Origin of the sequence: Leptospira fainei serovar Hurstbridge str. BUT 6 (assembly GCF_000306235.2) — a bacterium.
Taxonomy (GTDB): domain Bacteria; phylum Spirochaetota; class Leptospiria; order Leptospirales; family Leptospiraceae; genus Leptospira_B; species Leptospira_B fainei.
In genome coordinates this window covers 1,458,332-1,475,614 of record NZ_AKWZ02000010.1, presented here as the reverse complement: position 1 = coordinate 1,475,614, position 17,283 = coordinate 1,458,332, and the positions used below count along the sequence as shown (strand labels likewise).

Here is a 17,283-nt window from a genome sequence, read left to right as displayed (position 1 = left end):
CCTATTCTTTCTCTTTTTCGAATTTACTTTGGAACTTAGTAATTAGATCCGCCAGCTTATTTCTCTGCTCGGGAGTCAGAATCGCATGAAATTCAACGGCTTTCTTGAGGAAGTATGCGCGAAATTCGCCCATTTTCTTTTCATTTTCTTGGCCGTATTTATTCCATTTGTCGACATTCAGCTTATCTCCGCGCAATTCTTCGACGGCTTCCTTAGGTAGAAAGGGACCTTCTTGAAGTTTTAATTCTTTGCGTTTAGCAAGCACATCTACTTTGATTTTATCTAACGTTGCGGCTTGGGATTCGTTCAGATCCAACTCCGATTTCAACTTCTTTACGACGAATTCGGCCCTTTTTTCGGGCGAACGCCATTTGTGGTGACAACCCTGGGTCAAGACCGTAGCTAAGCCTAAGACCAGTAGAATTGTAGTAATTTTTGCAACTTTGCGAAACATCAGTTCATCTCCTCGTTACGACTCTGTGACCGAAATCGGAGAGTCGGGTTCCCAAAAAAATTAAACCGTGTCGATGATGAGAATATCTTCCTGCGAGATTTCGTATTTCGCGACGAGTTTTGTCACCATGCTGTTTAGAAGTTCGGAGGACTTCTTTTGATAATGAAACGCTTCCTCAATTTCCATAAAGAATTTTCGCGGCATCGGTAGTTCTTTTAATACGAAACTTATTTCTTGTACGATCTTTTCCGCGCTCTTACCGTATGGACATCCGATTAAACGAACACCTGTCCCGTACCCTTCTCGGGAAATCTTTTGGATGGAGAATGGAAACGCTTTCTTATCCACTAAGGAGTTCGAATTGATTCTAAGAGTGTTTAAGATCTTTTCGAGCAGAGAGCTTAGGTCGATCGGTTTTAAAAGATAGGCCGCCAATTGTCCGCTCGAAGCGGCATACAACACGTTTTCCTTCTCGTTACTTGCGGTTAGAAAAATCACAGGCTTGTTTCTGTTTTTTTCAGGCATATTAGCGACCAGACTTAGACCGGACATGAGAGGCATTTGGTTATCGAGAAGAATCAGGTCGTACGCTTCCTTCCTAAGCTTTAATTCGCCGGCGGCGCCGTCAACGACATGGTCTACGTCGAAATTGAATCTTTCCAGATAATGGATCAGCAAGTCCGCAGAAGTCTCATCGTCTTCCGCAAGCAGAACTTTATACGATCGATACGTCATAAAAGTCGGGTTCTCCTTGCTCCTTATTTTCAGCTACAAATCGAGAGCGAAATGTGCTTCGAATCCGCACCAAGGATTTTGAACGGTTTAAATTGTGAAGTCGATAAAAAAAAGACCGGTCAGGGGGAAGCGGCTTAATGGTCCCCGGACCGGTTTGTAATGAGGATGGATTCCGTTTGAGAATAAATCGGTCTTATCGACCTCTTTCCCAATAACCTTCCCGATATTGGTCAGTTAGATCGACCCATACATCGGAGGCTCCCTTGGAGTTTTTAGCCTCTTGGAGCTTTGTACTTTCATAAGGAGTTAGCGGAGCGGAGAACTGCCAACCACGGGAAGAGCAGGCATTACGACCGTTGCTCCACACTCCGCTATCGTCTGTGATCGCCCAATTGCCGTTACCGTCCTTACATGCGTAGCGGAAACCCGCACTGCAGTTATTATCATTCCAGCGACCGTCGCTCCGAATTTGCGCGCAATGCTCGTTGTTATTATAGTTATTCGGTTCTCCCACACCCCAGGACCAAAGCCCTAGTTTGGCAAAATCGGGATTAAATTGATCGATACCGAAAACGCTTATGCCGCAGGAAAGCATCTGGGGAATATTCGCATTCGTAAATGTACCAGTCTCTTTAGCGCCGTCATAAATGCCGAAATAATTCGTGCTGTCGTTATAGATTCTCGTCATGGAGGAATCATACGTGCTACGGCTCCAATTACAGTCAGGATATCCGCGAAAATCCTTAGGATGAATCGAATAATCACCGAAGAAAATTCTCTTAAAATAGTTATTCCAAGCTCCGGAATAGCAGTTGTTACTCATCAGTAGAATCCTACGGTTGGAAGCGACTAAGTCCTTTAATTTAGGCATATTGTCCGGAGAAGGTATGTCTCCGCAGGATCCGCTGCTGTATTGGTGCAGGTAAGGATCCAAGTAACTCCTTACAATTCCTAAAAATTGATCGGCTCGATTGTCTAGATAATCCTCAAAATATAAAACCAGGACCTCGTTTCTGTTTTGAGGTTGAGTGATCCAGTTTTGTATTTCCGCCAAACCGTTGCCTACAGGTCGATCGAATACGTTGCATCCTATCCCGCTCGCCTGGGCGTGGCAAAGTAAGAAGTCTTTAGCAAAATGCGCACCCAATACGTAGTGTACGTCTAACTCGATGAACCTTGCCCCTAGGCGGAGTTGATCGCCGATCGAATACTGTTGATTCGGAAAAGAATAGGAGAAGAACGGTCCTGCATAGGCCTTGCTATTATAAGAATTATGCGTTCCGTAAAAGAGGGCTTTATGCGCAGGCAGATTCGTTTCGATTTGAATTTGTCTTTGAATCGAGATTGCTTTTGCTTCCGGCGATTTTTCAAATAAGTCGATCGGATTTGGTACGACCGCTCCTCTGCTTGCGAACAAGCTATTGCCGGCGGTAAGAAGCAAGAATAGGGCCAGAAATATAGAAATTCTCTTCATCTAATTTTCACCTAAATTTTTGCCCATTCTACGGATCTGCCCGAGTTACCTCCCAATTATCACTTATTTCATACTTATATTCGGAATTTTTTATTTATAACGATCGCTATAAATTTCTAATCGTGTCTTATTTTAGGACTCGGATCAGAATCTCTTTCAGAGCTGACGAAGTCATAATTTGGTAATGAGATAATCCTGTTAGTTTCCAAACTCTAGTTTCCGGATTCGGTTTCTTCCTATAGACTCGCTCCGACAAGTAAACCAAACTCGGCTTCTCCACGATTCCGTCTCCGATCCAGTCAGACCAGTTGCCTTCTTCCTCGGTAACTAAGCTATATACCTGCGTGGCGTTAACGTCATCCAGTTCGTTAAAATACAGCTCCTGTTTGTATCTTGAAATTTGATTCGGATTTTTCCAATCCTCCTCTCTAATAATTCCGTGCGACAAATCTTTCATGGCATCGCTTCTCTGATTCCCGATAAAGCCGATTAGATTTACCGGAAATACCGGCAAAGATTCCGCTCCTAAGCCCAGCCAAAAACCGATTTTTTCTATATAGGATCCTCCGTCCGGAGAACTAATTAATAACGCATGTCGAATCCGATTCGATAAGGGAAACCCCTTCTGTCTAGCTAAGAATAATGCACTTCGGAAAATGAGTCCCCCCTGGCTGAAGGAAATAAAATCGAGTTTTCGCTCCGCGAATTCCGGAGAGGATAATAACTCCTCAAGTAACGTCAATAAGGCGACACCATTTTCGGAAATATGAGCGCCGGGATTAAAACGCACATAAATCGGATAGTAGCCTTCGCGAACCATAATCGCAGATGGAGTAACTTCCCCTTTTGCATTCCATAAACCTTCATCGCAGAATAACCCCGGGACGCAGACGATAACATTCTGTAATCCCGACTTCTTCCAATCTTGAACTACCTCATTGGCACCTACATCCGAGCCATTTAGCCGAAATGAAGGACGAATCAGGGAGGTCGTGAGAAAATCGGCGAATGAATCTCCTACGATACTGGAGATGGGAATATTTTCGAATAGAGTCTTCTTAACGACGGAATCGGCCCCGTCTAAGGATTCCAACGCCTTTTGCATTGCCATAGCAGTGGATTCGAGCGCTCTTGTTAGACCTTCTTCGGTCTTTTCGGCGGCTTGCTGCAACGAGTTCCCTGTCTTTTTCAAAAACGAGGCGAGTTCGGAATTTTCAATCAAAGGAGCGCCGGAAATCTCAGCCAAACGAACCGAAGTCCATTCAAAAGATTTCGCGAGGATAGAACGTACTCCCTCTAACGTTCCAACGGAAACATTTTGGGCGATGTTAACGGCTTTTTTTCCGAGCTGGAAACTAGGATTTGTTGGTTTGTATAAATCGTCTGCCGGCATACTCTTTCCGTCCGGCAATTAGATACAGAATTCAAGCAAAGATCCATTCTAATTTTGTGAAAATTTAGAATGATCCCGGCAAATCCAAAAAGAATCTAGTGTATTCACCCGGAACGCTTTCGAACGAGAGATATCCTCCATGCTCTTTTACGATGCTCAAACTAACGGATAATCCCAGGCCGGTTCCTTTGTCGGCTTCCTTCGTCGTGAAAAAAGTATTGAAAATGGACCGACCGATTTCAGGAGGAATTCCTAAACCGGTGTCTTCCACAGTAATTCTAACCAAGGGCTTATTCCCAAGGTCGACCATTTTGACCGAAACCGTCACTTGTTTATCCTCGTAGTATCCTTCCTTACGCTGATTTAAGGAATCGATGGAATTATTCGCTAGATTCAGAAGCACTTGCAGAATCTGCCCCTCCTTACATACGACAAGAGAAACATCTTCGGAGATATCCAAATTCAAAGTTATATTACTCATTTTAATCCGCTGCTCGACGATCGATCGCATTTTAATCAGAGTGTTCCTTATATCGACCTTTTCATACTGCCCTTTTTCTTTTCGGGCAAATCGAAGCAAATCCTTAACCATCACCGAAATTCGTTCGGCTTCATTATGAATCTTTGAAGCGATTCGCTTGATTTTATCTTGGTCCTGCTCTCCCATTTCAACGAGTTTAGAATACTCGATAATTGTCATAATCGGATTATTTATTTCGTGAGCCATCGCTCCGGCCAGGAAGCCCATTGCCTCTAACTTCTGGCTTTGACGTAGCTGCTCTTCGATATCGTATTTATCTTTCTCAGCCTGAAGCCGGGCTTCACATTCGTCTCTTTCCCTCAAGGCTCGTCGAAACGCCGGCACTAATTTTACAAGACGATCTTTCAATACGTAATCCGTCGCTCCCCTTGTAAGAGTTTGAATCGCAGCTTCCTCTCCGTATGTCCCCGAGACGAATATAAAAGGAGTCTCAGGACAACTTTCCTTTGCGAGAGACAAAGCAGAGAGACCGTCAAAATCCGGGAGAGAAAAATCCGAAAAAATAAAGTCCGGTTTCTCCTCGAAAATCGCTCTTAAGTACGTCGCCCTATCTTGAACATGTACAGGAATATATTCAATTCCTCCTTTTTTCAACTCGCGTTGAATCAATTCCAAATCCGTTGGCGAATCTTCTAAAAATAAAAATTTTAATGGTTTCATCTCAGGACACCGACTTGTTTAATATACACCAATATTGTCCTATTTCCGCTACAGTGATCACAAGTTTTTCAAATTCGACCGGTTTAACGATATAACTGTTCACACCTAATTTATAACTTTCTACTATATCCCTTTCTTCGGACGAGGAAGTAAGCATGACTACCGGAATCATTTTTAAATTGTCGTCGCCCTTCATAGTTCGAAGCACTTCGAGGCCGTCAACTTTAGGCATTTTTAAATCTAGTAATACGAATAAAGGGGATTCGTTTGCGATTCTTGCCGAATACTTTCCTTTGCAATATAGGAAATCTAAGGCCTCTTCCCCGTCTCTGACATGAATCACGTTATTAATCAGATTATTCTTTTTGAATCCGCGCATGGTAAGCTCCGCGTCATTCGGATTATCCTCTGCGTAAAGAATCTCAAAATTTCCGGAACCGCTCATAATTCAGCTCCTGACGGCAGCGTAAAATAAAACGTTGCCCCTCGATTCGTTTCTCCCTCTGCCCATACTCTTCCTCCATGTCTACTAACTATCCTTTCTACAATTGCCAAACCGATCCCCGTCCCTTCGAATTCCTCGGGAGAATGAAGTCTTTGAAATATTTTAAAAAGTTTATGCGAATACTGGCTATTAAAACCGACTCCATTGTCCTGAACGAAGTACGTATTTTCATTGCCACCGTTTACACCGCCGACTCTAACCATCGCATTCCGTACTTTCGAAGAGTATTTAGATGCGTTAGAGAGTAAGTTAAAGATAACTTGTTTGACCATGGACGTATCGCCCGTCGCATACGGTAAATCTTCCACTTTAATCTCCAGTTCGGAAATCGAGCCATTTTGTTTCATAGAGATGATGCAATCTTTCACAAGTCTATTCATGTCCAGACGATCCGTTTTCGGTTCGTTTTTCGATACTCTATAGAAAGCCAACAAATCATCGATTAATTGTCCCATGATTTTAGCGCTATCCATGATAACGCCTAGTATACGTCGACCCTCCGCGTCCAGTACTGCCGAATAATCTTCAGTCAATATTTTAGTGAACCCGTCTATTCCTCGAATTGGAGACCGCAAATCGTGGGAAACGGAGTAACTAAATGCCTCTAGCTCACGATTGGCAATTTCCGCCTTCTTTAGATTTTTATTAAGTTCATTATTAAGATCCTTAATCTGACGTTCCCAGTCGGATCGTTCCGTAACGTCGGATAAGAGAACAACGTTTCCCAACTTTTCGCCGCCTCGATCTTTCATCGTTCTGGAATTTATTTCTAAAATATGATTTTCCGAACCGATTTTCTTTCCTCCTTGAAGTAAAAATCTGCTTCTTTCCATTTCGAAGAAATTGGATTGCTTCCCGTTGTGATTGAAGAGTTCCGCATCGGTCTCCTTTGCGATCGAAAATCCATTACTTCGAATCCAGTCTTCCCAGCGGGTATTATTATTCGGAACATCGCCGACCAGCTCCATCACTCGAGCATTGTGTAAAAAAATTCTTTTTTCTTCGTCAAGCGCGACGACACCGTCCGCCATGCTATTCAATATCAGCTCGAGAAGGCCCTTTTTTTCAAACAGTACGCTTTCGGTGTCTTTTCGCTTAATTGATTCCGCCTTTAAAATTCTGAATAATAACGCAAGCAAGAGGAGATGAAATGCGATCGAGGTATAAATAATCCCTTGGCTTATCTGCACCTGAAGTTCGGAGTTTTTGCCGCGGACTTCGAATAACCTTTGCTCCAATCTTTTCATTAATTCAATGGTTCCTAATATTTCTCCCCAGGATTCCAAGCCATCACGACTCCGGGGTTTCAATATTTCATCCGAAAGTCCGGTCCACTTTTCCGCCATTGATTCGAGTTCTTGAATATTCTCGATTTGCTCCGGATTATCTGCGGTTAACACCCGCAAATCCTGAATTTTCGTCCGAACAATCTCACCCGATCGTCGGAAATCCTCAAGGTATATGACGTTATGCGTGTTTTGATAGCGAATGTTAGCAAGTTCCGAATCCTTCATACTGGAAGAAATCGATTCCAATTTGAGAATAACTTCCTGAGCATGACTTTCCCAGGACTTTGCATCCGCCAAGATTCGATTGCTGGATAACGCCGCCCCACCGATCGCGACGATCAACAAAGCAGCTACAGAAAAACCGAGGATTAACTTTCTCGAATAAGTTATATCAAACATACATAATTGAGCAACGAAGTATCTTACCTGAGAAGGTTCAATATTCAATCATATTCTTCAAAATTCGATGGAATTGGTGTTTTTTGCAACAGGAATCGTTAAAATAACATTCTTGACCCGAATCAAGATTCAAAGGAAAGAATATTCTTCATAGTTTTTATTGATTTCAAATCAATAATTATGTGATTCTTCGAAGTATCTTTTGAGACTTTAATGCGACATAGAAAGGACCCTTTCAATTCATCTAAGGGCAGATCGCATTGGACCGGGGTGCATTTCTAACGCATTAATTTTCCCGATCTTCAACTTTATGTTTTCCGGATAGACCGTTTAATACATCTCTTATTTTTAATATGATTTCGTTTTCAGGATCCAGAATTAGCGCCGCAACGGTCATTTTTAATGCCCTTTGGTAGTTTTTAAGGGCAACATAGGTTTGAGCCAAATTAATTAAATTTTTAAGATGTTCGGGTTCTCTTAAATACAATCTCTCCCCAAAATCCTGGGCTTTTCCCAGGTCTCCTGCCTTTCTAGCCGCAAAAGACGCCACATATAGTATTTCCTTATCGACCGGTTTTAGATTTAGATAATCTTCCGCATATAAAACCGCTTTCGGATAATTCTTCATTTTTATAAACAATCTAACGAAATTCTTTTTTACTTCAGGAATACGGCTGTCGATCATATCCGCCTCTTCCAAAAACGATAAAGCTTCCTTTATGTCCTTATTATTGGCTCTTTCCTTTGCTTGTCGTAAAAATTCCAAAACCCTTTCTCGTTGCGCTTTCTCATTGTCCTTAACATTCTGATCGGCTTCCTTAAACGATAATCTGATCATCGATAGGTCGTCCGTTAACATTCCATGCGAAGTGATCGCAAGGTAGATGGATTTTAGTTCCCCTTTCCCCTGCTCGACTTTTCTGAGAAATAATAGTTCGTCGTCGTTGATGATTCTCGAACCGTCCTGCTCGGTACCGATAAGGATATCGTCTCTACCGTCCGAGCCGGCGATGATCACATCCCCAGGTTCCAATTGGAAAGTCTTAACATATATCCGGCCGTCGAGTCCCGTCGTACCGAGTTTTCGAAACATCAAATCATCTTCGATGAAACTTGCAATGCCGTCGCGGTATAACACCGTCCATGGATGCTCTGCATTAATATAATATAATACGCCTGATTCGTCGTCGATGAGTCCCAATACGGTAGATACCAGCATGGAACCGTCGAAACTTTCGAACACCTTATGCAATTCAGTAAATGCGTTCTTTAACCAACGTTCCGGCGATAGCTCCCTCATAGAAGCCGCCATCCTCGTCCTTTCTATGATCGACTCGCAAACTGCGCCCAAAACGAGAGCGCCACCCGCTCCTTGCATCGATTTTCCCATCGCGTCCGCGTTTAGAAAAATCGTATAGGATCGATCGCGCAACCGAATATGATTCGAGATATTCAAATCACCGCCTATTTCATCTTCGAACCGCCTAAAGGTGAATTTTTTCTTTTGTTCAACAAAAAAATCCACTCTCACATTTTCGGAAACCGCCTTGTTCGATCCGAGAGGTTTGATCAAAAGGGACGTTAAGAAATAATCTCCGTCTTGCTGCTGCTTTAGCTCGCGCACTTCGCCTAAAGTTTGCTCTAGTTCGCTCGTCCTCTCCTTTACTTTTTCTTCCAATTCATCCGCGTATTGTTCTAAACGCTTTCTGCCTGCCTGAATACTCCGAGCCATTCGGTTGAACGATCTGGCCATAAATCCGATTTCGTCCTCCACGCGGGGAACCAGCCGGTAATTTAAGTTTCCTGAATTAACTTCCCGGAGGCCCGTTACAATCTCGTCCATAGGCAAAACAAGGGCATTCCTGAAGAAAAACTGAAAACCGACAACGACTACAAGTACCATGCCGACTAAGGAAATCACTAAAACCATCGCCGGCTTGTTTTGGAAAACCCTGTAATCCCGATAGTCGTAGCCCACCTCGTAAATTTTTCCGTTTCTCGGATTCGAGAAATAATAAGCGAGATAAAATTGCGGTGTAGGATCTCCCGGTTTGAATAGCCGAGTTCCTCGATAAACTCTTTTTCCTTCCTCATGAATCGGAGAGAGGAAAGAGAATACGATTTTAGAGATTTCCGCTTCGCTCTTTCCTTCCTGTATAGCCGCCGAGGCCTTGTTGCGCACGATCGCCAAAGTTTCCGAAACCCCGATCGTTTCGGAGGAAAACAATTTCCGGATAGCCTGAGAGTCTCTGCGATCCGACAGATGAGAAAATTTACTTCTTATAATATTCAGCTTCTCATTTGTGCTGCGAAAATAAGTCGCGATATCGGAATCGGAAGAGCCCGGTTTCGATCTCAAAAATGCGCGTAAACCTTCGGCATACGCGGAAAATTCTCCCGGAGCGGATTTTAAAATGGAATCGATACGAGTCGACCTTTCCGAAGAAGAGCCCGAACCTACGTTTATCAACTGATTTCGAATTCTGAAAAATTTAGTCTCTAGATTATCTTCCGAATTGAATCGCGGGTCTTTCGATCCTTTTTCAATTTCGAATTTACCCGAATCGGGATCGAATGAAAGGACGTATGCCAATCCTTGAGGAGATCGGTTATTCATCACCGTTAAAACGGTATCTTTATTTTTACTCTCGTCGTATGCTTCTTCATACCCTTCCAAAATGGAATAACCGGCTAACAGATAGCAGACGGCAAAGGTCGCCAAAGAAATTCCCACAATCCTGCTCAAAATCGTCGTTCGTTCCTTGGTTGCGTTCACATAAACGATAAGAATCAAGAACATCCCGATTACCATTCCGGCATCAAAGGATTGTTGATAAGTGGCTCGGGAAACGGAACCGTCGCGACTCATCGCGTTGAGTATACCCGGCAAGACCGTGATTACGATATAAGCCAACAGAATGTATATTACGGATCGTCTTTCTTTCCCTTTCTCGACAACCGCTTTCCACAAGGCGATCACCAGATAGGAGACATCGTAAAAAAGGATAATGATCGAAAAATATTTATAAAATCCGTGTGTTTCAAAATCCCAATAATGACTCCCAGCTACGAAAGTGCGAGTAGCCCCCAGTGATATCGTGACATACCAAACGGTTACCGCTAACACACCCAAATGAAGTAAAGCATAAAAGCTTAAACCTATTTTCAATCCCCTGGTTCTAGGTGCGGGAAAGTATATGAAGAAAGCGACAAGCTGGGTAAAACTGATCAAAGGACCCGCGACGACTATCCATCGATGGAAGATCGTACTTTCGTCATAGGAAATAAAACCCCAAATATAACCGATATGATGGAAAAATGAGGATAGGCAACACAGACCTAGATGGAAGGCCGCCTTGCTTCCGTCCTTAATCGTAAGAAAGAAAAAGGTGACATACAAACAGAAGAAGGCCGCAAGGATCGAACCGAACGCATAAAAGTTTAAAAAAATAGAATTCATTCTTACGAAATGCTCAGCCCATTAGATGGAAAAATTCGCGCAGAAAAATCAGATAATAAAATCGATTTTTCGATTAAAAAATAATTTGTTTCTGTCGGAACCGATTATCGACTTAGCGGACATAAAAATACAGTTCGTTTAGCATATCGGCAATATTTATCCTAAATTCGGTTGCGGACGATCTCCGATCCTCGAAATATAACGGCGGCATCGAACCGAAATATAAGCGAAAAACAAGCATCCACGCGTGAATTTCCAATGGGATTTTTTGGTTCATAAATATTGCCAATGAAGTTGACCTATTGAATTCGTCGGCAAAACTGTCGATGAACGACTTCAACCCGATGCTATTCAACACTTTCGTATTTTTACTCTTTTTTTTAGTCGTTTATGCAATCTTTTTGGTCTTGGGTGGTTTGGCCAAAAAATACCCTTTGGCTGCGAGAGGTCAAAATCTCTGGTTGCTAGCCGCATCCTATTTTTTTTACGGTTGGTGGGATTGGATTTTTCTTACCTTAATCATACTGAGCACCTTCGTAGATTATTCGGCTGCACTCGGAATTAACGGGGCACGAACTCAAACGCAAAAAAGGATATTTCTTTGGTTCTCGATCCTCGCCAATTTAGGTATCCTCTTCACGATGAAGTATTTCAACTTCTTTGCGGACAGCTTCATCCACGAGTGGAATACTCTCTCCGGCCTTTTGGGTTGGGATCCCGTTGGAGGAAGTAACTCGTTACTATTACGATCCATCGTATTGCCGGTAGGAATCAGTTTTTACACTTTCCAAACCATGTCTTATACGATCGACGTTTATAGAGGACAGATATCCGCAGAGAAAGACTTTTTTGATTTCGCGTTATTTGTTACTTACTTTCCGCAGCTTGTAGCCGGACCTATCGAACGCGCCGGCGACCTGATTCCTCAATTAAAGAAACCTAAATTTCCAAATTCCTCGATTTTATTGGAAGGAATTTGGGATATTCTGCTCGGTTATTTTCTGAAAGTTTATGTCGCGGATAATTTAGGACCTTTAGTCGATCAAGTTTACTTTCCAAACAAGGAAGCTTATTTAGCCCACTCCGATCACGCACTTGGAATGGGTGGCGGCCAAGTTCTTTCGGCCACTTTGGGATTTCTAATACAAATTTATTGCGACTTTGCCGGGTATTCTTTTATCGCATTGGGCGTATCCCGTTTCTTAGGAGTTCAATTAACCGTCAATTTCGAGACTCCGGAATATTCCGCGACTCCGATAGAGTTATGGACCCGATGGCACGTAACCTTAAATCGATGGTTTCGGGAATACGTTTATTTTCCGTTAGGCGGTAGTCGCACGACAAGAACAAAGCAAATTCGTAATATACTTCTCGTATTCGGTCTCTCGGGTCTTTGGCACGGCGCCAACTGGACGTTCATCACATGGGGACTCTTAAACGGTATTTTTACGGTGATCTATATGAGCATTTTATGGAATTTTCCTCCGATTGCGAATGCTCCCGAAAAACCGATTTGGATTCGAATCCCGATCGCGATCGGCAGCCGTATGCTTACTTTTTTACTATTTGCCTTAAGCGCCGTCGGCTTTCGCGCCTATGATACGAGTCACATGCTTTTGCTCTACTCCCAAATTTTTTCACCCTGGAATCTCACCGATCAAGTAAACGGAATATTGTCCGTCGGCCATTATTTCTGGGAGATGCTCAGAATCGCATTACCGCTCTTAATTATCGATTATTTCGTTTATACCCGAAAAGACAGATATTTCATTTTAAAGAAAGGGCCGATTTTACAAGCCCTGGTTTTCATTTTATTGTTCGGAACGATCATACTCAAGGGGATATTCGGGAAGGAGGTGATTTATTTTGCGTTCTAAACTCGCCGGATTACTGCTCGCCGTCCTTTTTTTCCTAGTATTGGAAGGTATCGTTCGCGTGCTTCCCAGCTACTATTTGGAAGAACCCGAAACATTCTTCGTAAACTATAAGAGAAATTCTATCGAGTCCGGTTTAGGTAAAGCCGACGTCATCATTTTAGGAGATTCCCGGAGTATGGCCTTATCAGGAAAGGCCAAGGAGAAAGTCGGGGATTACGAAGTATACAACCATAGCCTTCCGGCTATGGGTCCTCGATATTATAAATTTCTTATAGAAAAGTATTTACGGTTCGGAAACAAAAAACCGAAATTACTTTTGTTTGCCGCAAGCCACGTTCTCTATTCTCAAGGATACGGCTTCCCTCTTTATGATCCCTCCGGTCAAAAAACCGTTAAGAACGAAAGCTTATCGACTTACGCCAATCGCCGATGGAAAGAAGGTTGGCAAAATACTTTCTTTAAGCAACCGATAACCTCGACGCTGGATCCTTTAGACCCTCAGGCCGCAGATACGTTTCTCTGGGATTTTTTCGGACAAAGGTATTTACATCAGTTTTCGTTTACCGAGCTCGCCGGACAATTTCAAGGCGTCGAACGGATTTTTATCCTTTCCAAGGCTGCTCCAATCCTCTACTCGACCTATAAATTTAGGAAGTCCGTAATCAACGCTACTACTCTTTCCAATTGGAAAGCGGAACGTGATTCCTCCGAATGGATCAAAACTTGCTCTTCCTGCAACGCGATCGAGACCGGACAATGCTTACCCGCCGGATCCCAACTGCAGGACAATTTCAGGATTCAGGAATGGCTGGATACTTATTACGGAAAATATAATATTTCCAATCGAATGAATCCGCTTCAAACCTTTCAATCGAGAGAATATGTGAAGCATATATTACAAAAATCTATTGATTCTCAAAATATCGTTTCTCCTCACGATTATAGTTCTCTCGTAGAATTGATGGATTTTTGCGAAAAAGAAGGAATTCTTTTCGGATTTCTCTATATGCCCGGAATCCAAGAGCTGGAGAATACGAAAAATTCTAAAGCTATCCATGCGGAAGTGGAAGCCTTAATAAAAGGAAGAAAGAACGCCGAATTCTTTTCATTTCCCGATGTCGGTTATCCGAAAGAGCTTTTCGTAGATTTGATTCATTTCGATTGCAGAGGAGAAGAACGTTTAAACAAGGAATTTCACGGGTTAGTACTGCCTAAAGTATACAAATTTCTCGAAGAGCGTTCGTCACATTCATCCCTTTAGGGCTTTGTCGAAGAATGCTTGATAAATAGGCTTGTCGTTTCGAAAATCGACAACCGTCTTCCTTGCCATCGAAAGAAATCCCCCGAAAAAACCGTAACGGCATTTTTTATGTCGGATGAAATCCGGTTCGCTTCTATTTCTATCAAAACCTTGCGAAGTAGCGCCGCACAATACGATTTTTAGTCGCACTCTAACAAAAGAAAGACGGCAATCTCGGCAAAACATGATTTTTTGCTTGCTATAAAAAATTCAAATCGGCACACAAGGTTTCGGTACTCACATGGAAATTACGGTTCAAGACGACATTCATATCATCAAGATCTCCGGATCCATCCTCCAATCGGACAGCGAGGAACTGGACCGTAACCTTAGCGATCACAATTTCGACCCCTCCCCCAAAGTCATTATCGATCTTACGGAAGTAAGTCATATTTGCTCGACCGCTCTTGGGATTTTAGTTTCTTATAAGAAAAAATTCAATTCTGCGGAAGGGGATATTATTATCGTCGTGAACGATGAGGATCTGCTCCAGCTCTTTGAAATTACGATGCTTGATAAAGTGTTTAAAGTCGTTCCGACGATCGACGATGCCTTTGATGAATTCAAATTGGGAAATTGAAATCCCTCGTAATCGCATCCAATAACGCGCACAAAATTCGAGAAATTCGGTCAATATTAAGCCCTCTAGGAATCGAATTAAAGACGCCTAGAGAGCTGGGCGTCGAATGCAATCCGGACGAGACCGGATCGACATTCGAAGAAAACGCCTTACTAAAAGCGAGAGAATTGTATTCTCTCTGTAGGCTTCCATCCTTAGCGGACGATTCGGGTATCTGCGTCGAGGCCCTAGGCGGAGAACCCGGAGTCTATTCCGCAAGATTCGGAGGAGAAGGATTGGACGACGAAGGAAGAGCCCGACTCCTTTTGGAAAGAATGCACGGTAAAGAAAACCGCGAGGCGAAATATGTTTGCGTTATTGCTCTTGTCGACGGCAACTCCGAAATGACGTTCGAGGGAGAATGCAGAGGACGAATCGCGGAAGATTACGATACAACCGGGTTCGGGTTCGGTTACGATCCGGTATTTTATTTTCTTCCCTTCCAAGCTCGTTTTTCACAAATAAGCGAGGAGAAGAAAAATACGGTCTCACATCGTAAAGCCGCCTTGGATAAGCTAGTCTCTTATTTGAAAGCGAATCGCTGATTTTCGTAAATTATTAATTCGATTCCGCCAAAACAGGACCACCAGCGAGTCGTTTGTAGAATTCCACTCCTTCCCGCTCCAGGAATTCTTCGTAGGTTCCTTTAAAGTCACGAATACCTTCCGTAGTCACTTCCAACACCCGAGTCGCAATCGATGAAACGAATTCGCGGTCATGAGAAACGAATAGTACGGTCCCTTCGAACTTGGTCAACGCGTAGTTCAGCGATTCTATCGATTCAAGGTCAAGGTGATTGGTAGGCTCGTCTAACGCGAGAAGATTGTCCTGTGCCAGAATCATCCTACCCAGAATGATTCTGGACTTTTCTCCTCCGGAAAGAACTTGAGTAGGCTTCTTTGCCATTTCTCCGCTAAAAAGCATTCTTCCTAAAATGGCTCGAATCTCTTCCATTTCGGTTCCCGGAGGAGCGTACCGATACAGCCACTCTACGATCGTATCCGCATCCTGTCCGATTCCTTCGCGATGATCTTGAGGAAATACGGAAGCTTCTACCGATTCCCCGAAAACTACCGTTCCGGAGTCCGGTTCGATTTCCTTCATTAAGGTTTTTAAAAGCGTCGTTTTACCGACGCCGTTGGTACCGATAATGGCGATCTTTTCACCTTTTGTAATATTGATGGTGAAGTTCTTAAAAATAACCCTGTCCTCGTAGCCCTTGGAAATTTCATCGGCGATAATCACATCTTTACCGAGAGGGCGTTTCATCTTAAAGACGATATAAGGGAACTGTCTCGAAGACGGGCGAATTTCCACCATATTATCTTTGATCTTTTCGATCATCTTTTGGCGGGAAGTAGCCTGCTTCGATTTAGCGGCGTTGGCGCTAAATCGGCTCACAAACTCTTGCAGCTCGGCGATTTTTTCCTTAGCGCGTTTATTATCGGCAACGCTTCTCTCTCGAGACGCTTGCGCTGCCTCCATATATTCGTCGTAATTTCCCGGATATACGGTCATCGTCTGATAATCCAAATCGGCAATATGAGTAGCTATCGAGTTAATGAAGTGACGGTCGTGAGAAATCACAACGACAACGCCCTTATAATTTAAAAGAAACGATTCCAGCCAATGAATGGTTTTGATGTCCAAGTGGTTGGTAGGCTCGTCCAAGAGAAGTACATCAGGTTTTTGGAATAGAACCTGTGCCAATAGTACCCGAAGTTTAAATCCTCCGGTTAGGAAAGAAAGGGTTTGGCCGTGGATGTTAGTCGGAATCCCAAGGCCTTCGAGTAATTCACCCGCGACACTTTCGGCTTCGTATCCGCCCATCTCACCGAAGGATTCTTCCAGTTCGGAAACTCGTATTCCATCCTCGTCCGACATTTCAGGCTTGGAATAAATTTCGTCCCGCTCCTTAGCGATCTCCCACAGCTCTTTATTACCCATCATTACCGTATTCAGTACGGTTTCATTTTCGTATTCGTAATGATCCTGTTTAAGATAACCGACCTTAACGCCCACATCTATCGCGATGGAACCGGCTGCCGCTTGTTCCAAGCCGGCTAGAATTTTCATGAAAGTCGATTTACCCGATCCGTTAGCTCCGATTAAGCCGTAACGACACCCCTCTTTGAACTTCAAGGTTACGTTTTCAAAGAGGACCTTCTTACCAAAATTTAGAGAAAGACCTGAGACGCTGATCATAAAACCTACCTATCCGTTTAGGCAACTTCCGAAGAAGAAAGGGGGATAATACCAGAGTTCCAAGACCCCTCGAATTTGCCAACTAAAACCGATCCGTTAGAATCATCGCTTCCGATTACGCAAAAATTAACGCCGACTTCGAAGATGTAAGCGCGGAATTCGTAATATTCTTCGCCGCATTCTTACGTTTTCGGAAATTCAAGAATTCGTACTTTGATAAACGACTTAAATGAATTTTCGTCGGCGGATTTTTCTCGGATAATCGACTTTTGTAGGAAATCAAAGCCGAGCTTCGAAGCGGATTCGAGCGTGCTAAAGGGGAGATCCGTTCTTAAAATTGCGGAATAACAACACGATTCGTTCCTATTTTTG

Annotated in this window: 13 protein-coding genes; 4 read left to right on the top strand and 9 right to left on the bottom strand. The window is 43.2% G+C overall.

All coding sequences use genetic code 11. From position 1 onward, the window contains the following. Window position 1: 1 nt before the first annotated feature. The 8 genes from LEP1GSC058_RS15975 to LEP1GSC058_RS15940 all read right to left on the bottom strand — a co-directional run bounded on the left by LEP1GSC058_RS15975 (window position 2) and on the right by LEP1GSC058_RS15940 (window position 10,910). Window positions 2–454 (bottom strand): Spy/CpxP family protein refolding chaperone, encoded by a 453-nt coding sequence (locus LEP1GSC058_RS15975; RefSeq protein ID WP_016550959.1) that lies wholly within the window; start codon window positions 452–454, stop codon window positions 2–4. Between the two features lie 60 nt (window positions 455–514). Next, entirely contained in the window at window positions 515–1,189 is a 675-nt protein-coding gene (locus LEP1GSC058_RS15970; protein WP_016550059.1) for a response regulator transcription factor, read from the bottom strand. 193 nt (window positions 1,190–1,382) lie between these two features. After that, window positions 1,383–2,663 (bottom strand): lectin-like protein, encoded by a 1,281-nt coding sequence (locus LEP1GSC058_RS15965; protein ID WP_016549511.1) that lies wholly within the window; start codon window positions 2,661–2,663, stop codon window positions 1,383–1,385. Between the two features lie 127 nt (window positions 2,664–2,790). Next, window positions 2,791–4,056 (bottom strand): lipase family protein, encoded by a 1,266-nt coding sequence (locus LEP1GSC058_RS15960; RefSeq protein ID WP_016550880.1) that lies wholly within the window; start codon window positions 4,054–4,056, stop codon window positions 2,791–2,793. Window positions 4,057–4,120: 64 nt separating this feature from the next. Then, a complete protein-coding gene (gene lvrB / locus LEP1GSC058_RS15955) occupies window positions 4,121–5,257 on the bottom strand; it encodes a hybrid histidine kinase/response regulator LvrB (RefSeq protein WP_016549706.1) in 1,137 nt (378 codons plus the stop codon). Window position 5,258: 1 nt separating this feature from the next. Then, window positions 5,259–5,702, bottom strand: coding sequence for a response regulator (locus LEP1GSC058_RS15950; RefSeq protein WP_016550431.1), 444 nt, complete (start codon window positions 5,700–5,702; stop codon window positions 5,259–5,261). Continuing rightward, the gene (locus LEP1GSC058_RS15945) at window positions 5,699–7,498 is read right to left on the bottom strand and encodes a sensor histidine kinase (protein WP_232224715.1); all 1,800 of its coding nucleotides are present in this window, start codon (window positions 7,496–7,498) and stop codon (window positions 5,699–5,701) included. The genes LEP1GSC058_RS15950 and LEP1GSC058_RS15945 overlap by 4 nt, the downstream gene beginning before the upstream one ends. Before the next feature lie 238 nt (window positions 7,499–7,736). After that, on the bottom strand, window positions 7,737–10,910 hold the full coding sequence (locus LEP1GSC058_RS15940) for a SpoIIE family protein phosphatase (protein WP_016549745.1): 3,174 nt from the start codon (window positions 10,908–10,910) through the stop codon (window positions 7,737–7,739). A gap of 326 nt (window positions 10,911–11,236) precedes the next feature. Between LEP1GSC058_RS15940 and LEP1GSC058_RS15930 the strand changes: the two genes are divergently transcribed. The 4 genes from LEP1GSC058_RS15930 to rdgB all read left to right on the top strand — a co-directional run bounded on the left by LEP1GSC058_RS15930 (window position 11,237) and on the right by rdgB (window position 15,251). After that, window positions 11,237–12,787, top strand: a complete 1,551-nt coding sequence (locus tag LEP1GSC058_RS15930; RefSeq protein WP_016550536.1) for an MBOAT family O-acyltransferase — start codon at window positions 11,237–11,239, stop codon at window positions 12,785–12,787. Beyond that, a complete protein-coding gene (locus LEP1GSC058_RS15925) occupies window positions 12,777–14,048 on the top strand; it encodes a hypothetical protein (RefSeq protein ID WP_016550938.1) in 1,272 nt (423 codons plus the stop codon). Before LEP1GSC058_RS15930 ends, LEP1GSC058_RS15925 begins: the two co-directional genes overlap by 11 nt. A gap of 280 nt (window positions 14,049–14,328) precedes the next feature. Then, complete coding sequence (locus tag LEP1GSC058_RS15915; protein WP_010417441.1) at window positions 14,329–14,667, top strand: STAS domain-containing protein; 339 nt, start codon at window positions 14,329–14,331, stop codon at window positions 14,665–14,667. Continuing rightward, complete coding sequence (gene rdgB / locus LEP1GSC058_RS15910; protein WP_016550338.1) at window positions 14,664–15,251, top strand: RdgB/HAM1 family non-canonical purine NTP pyrophosphatase; 588 nt, start codon at window positions 14,664–14,666, stop codon at window positions 15,249–15,251. Before LEP1GSC058_RS15915 ends, rdgB begins: the two co-directional genes overlap by 4 nt. A 13-nt stretch (window positions 15,252–15,264) precedes the next feature. Here rdgB and LEP1GSC058_RS15905 read toward each other — a convergent pair whose 3' ends face one another. After that, the gene (locus LEP1GSC058_RS15905) at window positions 15,265–16,911 is read right to left on the bottom strand and encodes an ATP-binding cassette domain-containing protein (protein ID WP_016549376.1); all 1,647 of its coding nucleotides are present in this window, start codon (window positions 16,909–16,911) and stop codon (window positions 15,265–15,267) included. Window positions 16,912–17,283 lie beyond the last annotated feature (372 nt).

Excerpts from the sequence above, each read along its gene's own strand:
- LEP1GSC058_RS15960 (WP_016550880.1), bottom strand. The coding sequence starts at position 4,056 with ATGCCGGCAGACGATTTATACAAACCAACAAATCCTAGTTTCCAGCTC.
- lvrB (WP_016549706.1), bottom strand. The coding sequence starts at position 5,257 with ATGAAACCATTAAAATTTTTATTTTTAGAAGATTCGCCAACGGATTTG.
- LEP1GSC058_RS15940 (WP_016549745.1), bottom strand. The coding sequence starts at position 10,910 with ATGAATTCTATTTTTTTAAACTTTTATGCGTTCGGTTCGATCCTTGCG.
- LEP1GSC058_RS15930 (WP_016550536.1), top strand. The coding sequence starts at position 11,237 with ATGAACGACTTCAACCCGATGCTATTCAACACTTTCGTATTTTTACTC.
- LEP1GSC058_RS15975 (WP_016550959.1), bottom strand. The coding sequence starts at position 454 with ATGTTTCGCAAAGTTGCAAAAATTACTACAATTCTACTGGTCTTAGGC.
- LEP1GSC058_RS15970 (WP_016550059.1), bottom strand. The coding sequence starts at position 1,189 with ATGACGTATCGATCGTATAAAGTTCTGCTTGCGGAAGACGATGAGACT.
- LEP1GSC058_RS15915 (WP_010417441.1), top strand. The coding sequence starts at position 14,329 with ATGGAAATTACGGTTCAAGACGACATTCATATCATCAAGATCTCCGGA.
- LEP1GSC058_RS15905 (WP_016549376.1), bottom strand. The coding sequence starts at position 16,911 with ATGATCAGCGTCTCAGGTCTTTCTCTAAATTTTGGTAAGAAGGTCCTC.
- LEP1GSC058_RS15965 (WP_016549511.1), bottom strand. The coding sequence starts at position 2,663 with ATGAAGAGAATTTCTATATTTCTGGCCCTATTCTTGCTTCTTACCGCC.
- LEP1GSC058_RS15950 (WP_016550431.1), bottom strand. The coding sequence starts at position 5,702 with ATGAGCGGTTCCGGAAATTTTGAGATTCTTTACGCAGAGGATAATCCG.